This window comes from Aurantimonas sp. DM33-3 (assembly GCF_014334315.1).
Classification (GTDB): Bacteria; Pseudomonadota; Alphaproteobacteria; order Rhizobiales; family Rhizobiaceae; genus Aurantimonas; species Aurantimonas coralicida.
This window is the reverse complement of record NZ_JACSGS010000026.1, coordinates 19,311-27,942: the sequence shown is the minus strand read 5'-3', so window position 1 is coordinate 27,942 and position 8,632 is coordinate 19,311. Positions and strand designations below refer to the sequence as shown.

Below are 8,632 nucleotides of genomic sequence, written 5' to 3'. Positions count from 1 at the left end.
CAGCCGACAGGTCCTCGTTGATTCTTACGGCCATCGCTCTTTCCCTCCCTTCGCCAGACAGGGAATCACGAACGCCCAGGACAGGAAAATCACAGCTGAGTCAGATCAAGCGCAGGCGGGTATTAGCGATTGGCGATATGGTCGGATTACGACCGTCAGAATGGGCCAACTCTTGGGTTCAAAACGACGTGCTTTTCATCTCGTCTGCAAAGATGAGCGATCGCATGATGCGGGGCCTCGTGCCAGTTCGCGAACTCAATCTAAGGCCTCTCGGCCGAAAGTGCATCGAAACGATCAAGTTGATCTGCGACGATTTGCAGAAGAACCTGAGGCACTATGGGAGTGAGGAAAAGGTCGTGGCTCGCTGCGCGAAACTGCTCCAGATCCATCGTACCGATCCACTCATGACACTGCGGTCCCTTCGGCATCAGTTTCGGAAAAACGCGCAGTCCGCAGGGTGGAATTCGGCCCAGATCGCGGTCGCGATGAATCACCGGTCCGCAGCGTCGCAGCATGCTTATGGACGCGATGCGAAAGGACGCCGAGGAATCAAACTCCCGGGCATTGATCATTCCTTGACGATATCCGTTCGCCCCGCCCGCGCCGATCCTGAAGCAAGGAATCGGATGAGCGTCGAGAATATCGCGGCTCGCGATCTCGTCGACGATTTGGACGAGTTCGCTCTTGCTCTCGTCCCACGATGAATTCGGCATCTACCAAGATGGCGAGCCGCGACAAGGTCCCAAATGCGAATTCCGAATGATGTCGCCCGCGTTTCCGGGAAGACGTGTCAACGTCGGAGCAAAACCAGGCCCACCGTTTATCCTGAGGATCAGGGGTCAGTGATGTCGCCGGTATCGGGATCCACGGTCTTGGCGGTGGCATGGTTTTGCTCCGCCCTTGCCGCGGCAGCCCGACGTCGTCCGGCGGACTGCCTGAGGCGGTAGCTGTCGCCGTTCATCGTCAGGATATGGACGTGGTGCGTCAGGCGATCGAGCAGCGCACCGGTGAGCCGCTCCGACACCAGGGCGCTCGTCCAGTCCTCGAACGGCAGGTTCGACGTGACGATATGGTGGAGCCGCGCTCGTAGCGCTGCGAGAACACCTCGAACAGAAGCTCGGCGCCCGTCGGCGACAGCGGCACGTAGCCGAGTTCGTCGAAGATGAGGAGTTGCACCGCCTGAAGATCGCGTTCCTGCTTCAGAAGACGGCGCTTGTCGCGGGCTTCCATGAGCCGCAACGAAGCAATCATCGGTTCTCACTGAACGCCCACGCTGCGGCGGGTCTGGGAAAGCAGCGAGGACACCAACAAGGCGTCGATGACTTGCATGGTTGAGGCATCGGCGGAAAGGCCGGGTACGGCCAGCGACCAAATGGCGAAGGCCACCGCCGAGGGGATCATGTCGAACCAAGGGATAGTGAAAGAAACATCCAAACCCGCAGCCTGTCCTTTGCGAAGACCTCCCGGAAGGTGGCATGGCCGGCCAGCAGCAGCGGCGGTGTAAGCAGGGTGAAGATTGCGTTCAGCCACTGGGGATGTCAGCCATGCCGCCCAGGGCTGGCCCAGGAGGCCGATCTCAAAAGAGCGGTCAAGACGCCCGACCGGAGTGGAGCCGCGTCGACTGCGTCGATATGGCTCGTCGCCCTCACGACGACGAGACCTTCCGTGCAAAGCGCACCGTCCATCTGTTTCGACGAGCGTCGCGGCGATTGTCGCCCACCAGCCGTCGCGTTGCGTTCCCCCCGCCCTTGTTACGACTCCGCCGCGCTGGCCAAGCCTGCTGCTTTCGAACCTGCGCTGTGGTAAGGATCGAAAATGTCGAATGCGCTCAGAGTAGCTAGGGGAACGTTCGGTCGTGTCGCGCTGCTCGACATGGACCGCCCGCTCGTGCGTCACGCTCATCCCCACTGCCATGTTCTGTTGAAGGTCGAGGGCGCGGATACGCAATTCTCGGTCGGCGATCGCATCGCGCCGCTGACCGACGAAAGCGCCATCCTGATCAACGCCTGGGAGCCGCATGCCTACGCTCATTACGACTGGCAGCCGGCGACGATCATCCTCGCCCTTTACATCGAGCCGGGCTGGCTTGGCGGGTTTCGCTCGAACTGGAAGGCGAGCGGCGCGCCGGATTTCTTCGCAAAGACTGTCGGCGCGACGACGCCCTGCATACGCCGCCTGTCGCGGAGCCTTGCCGAGGCGATGGTGCACGATCCCGCAGATGCGGACGGCCATGAGCGCCTTCTCGCCGAATTGATGATCGCCATCATCGAGCGCTTCGCCGCGTGGCGGGACACGCCGGTCTCGCTGCGCCTGGCGGCCGCGGCGGTCGTCGATCCGCGAGTTCGCAGGGCCACACGGATGATCGCCACCGATCCGGGCGGCGTCGGCAACATGGACCGGCTGGCCAGCGACGTCGGCCTGTCACGGGCGCATTTCTTCCGGCTGTTCGAAACCTCGCTCTGTGTCAGCCCGCGCGTCTACCTCAACGTCGTGCGAATGGAGCGTGCGGTTAAGGCAGTGTCGGAAGGGACGGCCTCCTTCGCGGCCCTCTCCGAGAGCCTCGGTTTTTCCGCGCCGGCGCATTTTTCCCGCTTCTTTCATGACCATGCCGGCTCCTCTCCGAGCACGTTTCGTCAGGTCGCGGCTTTTCGCTCGAGCGGTCCAGACAGCGGCGATTTTGGGACTCCTCGGTAAGTCATGTGACGCTTCGGGATCGCGGCGGCGAACCCGAAAGCCGTAACCTCCCATGAGAGGCGCCCGCTGAGGCGTCGGGGAGGTTCAATTGACGATCAATCCATCCGCCGATCGTTGGATCGGCCGATCGGTTCCGCGTGTCGAGGATCCGGCGCTCCTGACGGGACGTGCCCGTTTCGTGGATGACATGCCAACGGCGGTCGGCACAATGGAAGCGGTCATCGTCCGCTCGCCGCATGGGCACGCAACGATCCGCTCGATCGACGTGTCGCAGGCGCTTAAGAGCGAAGGCGTCGCCGCTGTCGTCACGGGAGAGGACGTCAAGCGTTTGACGCGCTCGATGACCGTCGGCGTCAAGGCGGATGTCCAATGCTGGCCGATCGCGACGGATCGCGTGCGCTATGTCGGCGAGCCTGTCGCTATCGTCATTGCCGCCGATCGCTATCTTGCGGAGGACGCAGCGGACGAAGTTGCGGTTGACTACGAGGTTCTGCCGGCGGTGGTGGAACCGGTTGCAGCGCTTGAGAACGATGCGCCGGTTCTGCATCCTTCGCTCGGCTCAAATCTCATCAACGAGCGTCGTTTTTCCTACGGCGATCCGGAAGGTGCCTTCGCATCGGCGGCGCACCGGATCAGCATCGACGTTGCCTATCCCCGTAATTCCTGCACGCCCATCGAGACCTACGGTGTCGTTGCCAGCTACGAGCCGGGCGAGGACGCCTACGACATTCTCGCCAATTTCCAAGGGCCGTTTTCGATCCACGCGGTGGTGGCCCGTGCGCTGAAGGTCCCCGGTAACAGGATTCGGCTCAGAACGCCGCCATCTTCCGGTGGCAGCTACGGGATCAAGCAGGGCGTCTTTCCCTACATGATCCTGATGGGCGTCGCGGCGCGTATCGCCGGCCGGCCGGTCAAGTGGATCGAGGATCGGCTTGAGCATCTCGCCGCCTCTGTCTCCGCGACCAACCGTGTGACGCGGCTAGAGGCGGCCGTCGATCCGGACGGCCGGATCACGGCGCTCGACTGGGATCAGATCGAGGACTGCGGCGCACACCTGCGCGCGCCCGAGCCGGCGACGCTTTACCGCATGCATGGCAACATGACCGGCGCCTATGCGATCGACAATCTTTCGATCCGCAACCGTGTGGTGCTGACCAACAAGACTCCGACCGGTCTCAATCGCGGCTTCGGTGGTCCTCAGATCTACTTTCCGCTCGAACGACTGATGCAGCGCATCGCAAAAGAGCTCGATCTCGATCCGCTCGACGTCATCCGCCGCAATCTCGTTCCCGCAGCGGGCTTTCCCTATCGCACTGCGAGCGGCGCGCTGTTGGATTCCGGCGACTACCAGTCCGCTCTCGATCGAGCGGTTTCGCAAGGCGGTCTCAACGAGCTGAAGCGGCGCCGCGACGAGGCCCGCGCCGAGGGCCGGCTCTACGGTATCGGTCTTGCCGCCGTGGTCGAGCCGAGCGTCTCCAATATGGGCTACATCACTACCGTTCTGACGCCCGGACAGCGCGAGAAAGCTGGGCCAAAGAACGGCGCCCAGGCAACGGCGACCATCTCCATCGATCCGCTCGGCGCGGTTTCGGTCAAGGTCGCCTCCGTGCCGCAGGGGCAAGGGCATCGAACGGTCTTGTCCCAAGTCGTCGCCGACACGCTCGGCCTCGATCCGACGGCGATCACGGTCGTCGCCGATGTCGATACGGGGCGGGACGCCTGGTCGATCGCGTCAGGCAACTATTCCAGCCGCTTCGCACCCGCCGTGGCGGGTGCCGCCAAGCTTGCGGCTGACCGATTGCGGGCAAAGCTCGGCGAGGTCGCCGCCGGGCAGCTGAACATTCAGTCAGGGGAAGTGGAGTTTGGTAAAGGCCGGGCGTTCGCCAGATCCAATCCTGACAACTCGGTGTCCTTCGCGCGCGTTGCCGCGGCCGCCCATTGGGCGCCGGGAACCTTGCCTGACTCGGTCGACCAGACCATCCGCGAGACGGTGTTCTGGACGCCCGAGCAATTGCAGGCGCCGAATGCCGCGGACGAGGTGAATTCCTCGCTCTGCCACGGTTTCATCTTCGATTTCTGCGGCGTCGAGATCGACCGGGACACCGGCGCTGTCCGGATCGACCGTTATGTGACGATGCACGACTGCGGGACAATTCTGCATCCGGCGATGGTCGATGGCCAGGTGCGCGGCGGTTTCGCCCAGGCGCTGGGCGCAGCACTCCTCGAAGAGTTCGCCTATGGCGCGGACGGAAGCTTCCTGTCGGGAACGCTCGCCGACTATCTGATCCCAACGGTGATGGAAGTCCCGGAGCCGATCATCCTGCATTACGAAAGCCCGTCGCCCTTCACGCCGCTTGGCGCCAAGGGAGTGGGCGAAGGCAATTGCATGTCGACGCCGGCTTGCATCGCCAATGCCGTCGCTGACGCGATCGGCGCCGACGACATCGTGCTGCCCGTCTCACCGAGCCGCATTGCAGCGCTTCTGGCCGGCGACGAACCCCAGCCGAAGGTCAAGCCGACGCAAGTGGAGGACACCGCGCCCGGCGGCCAGCGCAAACTGACCGGTGGGGGCTCGGCGGAGGTCGCGGCTTCGCGCGAAGAGGTCTGGCGCATGCTGCTCGATCCGGCAACGCTCGAAGCGATCATTCCCGGCTCGCACGGCGTCACAAAAGTCTCCGAGACCCATTTTACCGCCGACGTGACCTTGGGCGTCGGGCCCGTCAAGGGACGCTACAAGGCCGATATCGAGCTGTCGGACCTCGACGCGCCGAATGCCGTGACGCTGAGCGGCAAGACCGTCGGGGCGCTGGGTTCTGGCGAAGGGTCGGGCCGGGTCACGCTGGAGGATCTCGGCGGCGGGCGGACCCGCATCTCCTATTCCTACGAGGCCGGGATCGGCGGCAAGGTCGCCTCGGTCGGCGGCCGGCTTCTCGACGGCGCGGCGCGCGTCGTCATCGGCCAGTTCTTCAAGGCGCTGGCCAATCATGCCGGCGGCGGAAAAGTGCCGGGGGCAGGGGTGTTCGCCCGGCTCAAGGCACTGATCGGAGGTGGCCGATGAAGCCGGCTCCCTTCGACTATGTGCGCGCCGATGCTCTCGGTGAAGCGCTCGATGCACTGCACGAGGCCGGCGACGAGGCCCGAGTGATCGCCGGCGGCCAGTCGCTGGTGCCGATGCTCAATATGCGGCTCGCCCGGCCATCAGTCCTGGTCGACATCACGCGGGTTTGCGAGCTGCAACGGATCGAGCAGCGAAAGGGGCAGGTCTTCGTCGGGGCCGCGGTCCGGCAGGCCGAGCTGGAACGTTGGGCGCCGCTCGCCGGCCTCCTGCCGATGATCGCGGCGATGATGCCATGGGTCGGCCACGCCCAGACCCGGTCCAGGGGCACGGTCTGCGGGTCGCTGGCCCATGCCGATCCGAGCGCCGAACTGCCGCTTGCTCTCCTGGCCCTCGGCGGCGAGATGCATCTGCGCAATCGCAGGAAGAAGCGCGTCCTGGCTGCGTCGGCGTTCTTCATGGGCATGATGGCGACCGCCGTCGAGCCCGGCGAGATGATCGAGGCCGTCGCCTTTCCGGCCCATCCGATGGGAACGGGAACCGCGTTTCGCGAAATCGCACGCCGGCATGGCGATTTTGCCATCGTCGCCTGTGCGGCAATCGCACGGCCGGACGGCACGAACCGTCTTGCCGTCGGCGGCGTCGCCGACACGCCCCAGGCGATCGATCTGCCGGACCCGTCCGACGACGGGTTCGAAGACGCCCTCAACGAATTCGCCTGGAGCCTCGGTGCCCGCGACGACCTGCATGCCAGCGCTCGCTACCGCCGCGACCTCGTGCGCTCGCTCGGGCGCCAGACCGTCAAGGAGGCCATCTCATGCCGAAGCTGAGCCGAGAGGGACGCCACGCCATCGGCTTCCGCCTCAACGGGCGGGAGGTCACCGCGCATGCGCCCGGACGGATGTTGCTGACGGATCTGTTGCGCCACGTCCTGGGCGAAACCGGCACCCATGTCGGCTGCGAGCACGGCGTCTGCGGCGCCTGCACCGTGCAGGTGGACGGCGAGCCCGTACGCGCCTGCCTGATGCTGGCGGCGCAGGCCGAGGGCGCGGACATCCGCACCGTCGAGGGGCTGGAGCCGGCGGCCGGCGAACTCTCGCCGCTCCAGGCGGCGTTCCGCGAGCATTTCGCGCTGCAATGCGGGTTCTGCACCGCCGGTATCCTGATGAGCCTCGACGCACTCTTGAAGCGCGCGCCGGACGCTTCGGAGGCGGTCATTCGCGAACATCTCTCCGGGCACCTGTGCCGGTGCACCGGCTACGCGCCGATCGTCAAAGCGGCGCTCGCCGCGCAAGCGCAAATGAAGGAGGAGGAGGCCGCCAATGCTTGACCTTGGGACCAGTCTCATCGCCAGTGTCGAACGCGATCCGAACGCGCTCGCGATCTCAGACGGCGATCTTGATCTGACCTATGCCGACTGGTTCGCGAAGATCTCGGCTCTGGTCGATGGCCTGCGGGCGATGGGCCTGAAGCCCGGCGACCATGTTCTGACGATCATGCAGAACCGCTGGGAAAACGCGTCGCTCCACTGGGCCGGCCAGCTGGCGGGGCTGATCGTCACGCCGCTCAACTGGCGGGCCAAGCCGGACGAGATCGACCATGCGCTGGAGGACAGCGAAGCCAGGGCGATCTTCTATCAGGACGTCGCGGTTGCAGCGGTCGCGGCGTCGCAGAAGTCGCGGAACGTGCCGAGGATCATGGCGGGTGAGGCGGAGCACGGCGCCGACTCGCTGGGCGACATGTTGTCGGGCAGCGCCCCCGACGCCTCGCCGCAGGCTTCCGCCGACGACTGGTCGCTGATGCTCTACACGTCCGGCACCACGTCGCGGCCGAAGGGCGTGCCGCGCCGCCACCGCGCCGAGCGTGCCGCGGCGCTCGCCCATGTCGCGCAAAACCTCTATCGGCATGGCGAACGGACCCTCGGCGTCATGCCACTCTACCATACGATGGGCGTCAGATCGCTGCTCGCGTCCTCACTGATCGGCGGCGCCTTCGTCTGCCTGCCGCGCTTCGACGTCGCGAGCGCACTGAAGACGATCGAGGCGAAGAAGGTCACCAACCTTTATCTGGTTCCGACGCTCTACCACGACATCATCCACCACGAGGCGTTCTCGAAAGCGCGGGTCGCCTCCGTCACCAAGCTCGGCTTTGCCGGCGCCTCGATGACCGACGGGTTGATGAAGAAGCTGAATTCCGCCTTCGAGCCGGAACTCTTCGTCAATCACTACGGCTCCTCGGAGGTCTACACCTGCACGATCGACCAGAAGGCGCCGTTGAAACCCGGCTCGGCAGGGCGGTCCGGGCTCAACCAGATGATCCGCGTGGTAACGCTCGGCGCCATTGACGCCGAGACGAAGGCAAAGCCCGGCGTCGAGGGCGAGATCGTCGCGCTGCTCAAGGGCGACGAGGCCTTCGAGGGCTATTGGAAACGCCCCGAGGCGACCGCCAAGGCGATCCGCGACGGTTGGTACTTCACCGGGGACACCGGCTATTTCGACGAGGAAGGCGACCTGTTCGTCACCGGGCGTGCCGACGACATGATCATAACCGGCGGCGAAAATGTCTCGCCGGTCGAAGTCGAAAGCTGTCTCTCGTTGCATCACGCCGTCGCCGAGGTCGCCGTCGTCGGCCTTCCGGATGAGCGCTGGGGCAAGATCGTCACGGCCTTTGTCAAGCGATCGGGCGCCGTCGACGAGGCCGATCTCGACGCCCATTGCAAGAGCTCCGGCCTGGCGAATTTTCGCCGTCCGCGTGCCTACGTCTTCGTCGACCAGATTCCGAAGTCCCCGGTCGGCAAGCTTCTGCGCCGCAAGCTCGTCGCCGGCGAATACGACGCGGAAACAGCCGCCCCTGCGAGCGGCGACACCCAACTCTCCTGAAACA

7 protein-coding genes and 1 pseudogene are annotated in these 8,632 nt (G+C 65.0%); 6 read left to right on the top strand and 2 right to left on the bottom strand.

Annotation, left to right across the window (positions count from 1 at the left end):
• Window positions 1-704 (top strand): hypothetical protein (locus tag H9Q09_RS22375; protein ID WP_210315460.1); only part of this gene is annotated, 704 nt, incomplete at its 5' end.
• A 128-nt stretch (window positions 705-832) separates the two neighbouring features.
• Here the strand turns inward: H9Q09_RS22375 and H9Q09_RS21230 are convergent.
• Together H9Q09_RS21230 and H9Q09_RS21225 are read right to left on the bottom strand one after the other, a co-directional pair.
• Window positions 833-1,233: pseudogene (locus H9Q09_RS21230) on the bottom strand (ATP-binding protein); the annotation flags it as partial.
• A 24-nt stretch (window positions 1,234-1,257) separates the two neighbouring features.
• Entirely contained in the window at window positions 1,258-1,434 is a 177-nt protein-coding gene (locus H9Q09_RS21225) for a hypothetical protein (RefSeq protein ID WP_187392715.1), read from the bottom strand.
• A 381-nt stretch (window positions 1,435-1,815) separates the two neighbouring features.
• On the opposite strand from H9Q09_RS21225, the gene H9Q09_RS21220 reads away from it, so the two are divergent.
• From H9Q09_RS21220 to H9Q09_RS21200, 5 genes are all read left to right on the top strand, one after another.
• Window positions 1,816-2,694 (top strand): AraC family transcriptional regulator, encoded by an 879-nt coding sequence (locus tag H9Q09_RS21220; RefSeq protein WP_187392714.1) that lies wholly within the window; start codon window positions 1,816-1,818, stop codon window positions 2,692-2,694.
• Between the two features lie 187 nt (window positions 2,695-2,881).
• Window positions 2,882-5,752 (top strand): molybdopterin cofactor-binding domain-containing protein, encoded by a 2,871-nt coding sequence (locus H9Q09_RS21215; RefSeq protein WP_246716269.1) that lies wholly within the window; start codon window positions 2,882-2,884, stop codon window positions 5,750-5,752.
• Entirely contained in the window at window positions 5,749-6,579 is an 831-nt protein-coding gene (locus H9Q09_RS21210; RefSeq protein WP_187392712.1) for an FAD binding domain-containing protein, read from the top strand. The genes H9Q09_RS21215 and H9Q09_RS21210 overlap by 4 nt, the downstream gene beginning before the upstream one ends.
• Window positions 6,567-7,079 (top strand): (2Fe-2S)-binding protein, encoded by a 513-nt coding sequence (locus tag H9Q09_RS21205; protein WP_187392711.1) that lies wholly within the window; start codon window positions 6,567-6,569, stop codon window positions 7,077-7,079. Before H9Q09_RS21210 ends, H9Q09_RS21205 begins: the two co-directional genes overlap by 13 nt.
• The gene (locus H9Q09_RS21200; RefSeq protein ID WP_187392710.1) at window positions 7,072-8,628 is read left to right on the top strand and encodes an AMP-binding protein; all 1,557 of its coding nucleotides are present in this window, start codon (window positions 7,072-7,074) and stop codon (window positions 8,626-8,628) included. The genes H9Q09_RS21205 and H9Q09_RS21200 overlap by 8 nt, the downstream gene beginning before the upstream one ends.
• Window positions 8,629-8,632: the final 4 nt, after the last annotated feature.

Excerpts from the sequence above, each read along its gene's own strand:
- H9Q09_RS21205 (WP_187392711.1), top strand. The coding sequence starts at position 6,567 with ATGCCGAAGCTGAGCCGAGAGGGACGCCACGCCATCGGCTTCCGCCTC.
- H9Q09_RS21210 (WP_187392712.1), top strand. The coding sequence starts at position 5,749 with ATGAAGCCGGCTCCCTTCGACTATGTGCGCGCCGATGCTCTCGGTGAA.
- H9Q09_RS21220 (WP_187392714.1), top strand. The coding sequence starts at position 1,816 with ATGTCGAATGCGCTCAGAGTAGCTAGGGGAACGTTCGGTCGTGTCGCG.
- H9Q09_RS21215 (WP_246716269.1), top strand. The coding sequence starts at position 2,882 with ATGCCAACGGCGGTCGGCACAATGGAAGCGGTCATCGTCCGCTCGCCG.
- H9Q09_RS21200 (WP_187392710.1), top strand. The coding sequence starts at position 7,072 with ATGCTTGACCTTGGGACCAGTCTCATCGCCAGTGTCGAACGCGATCCG.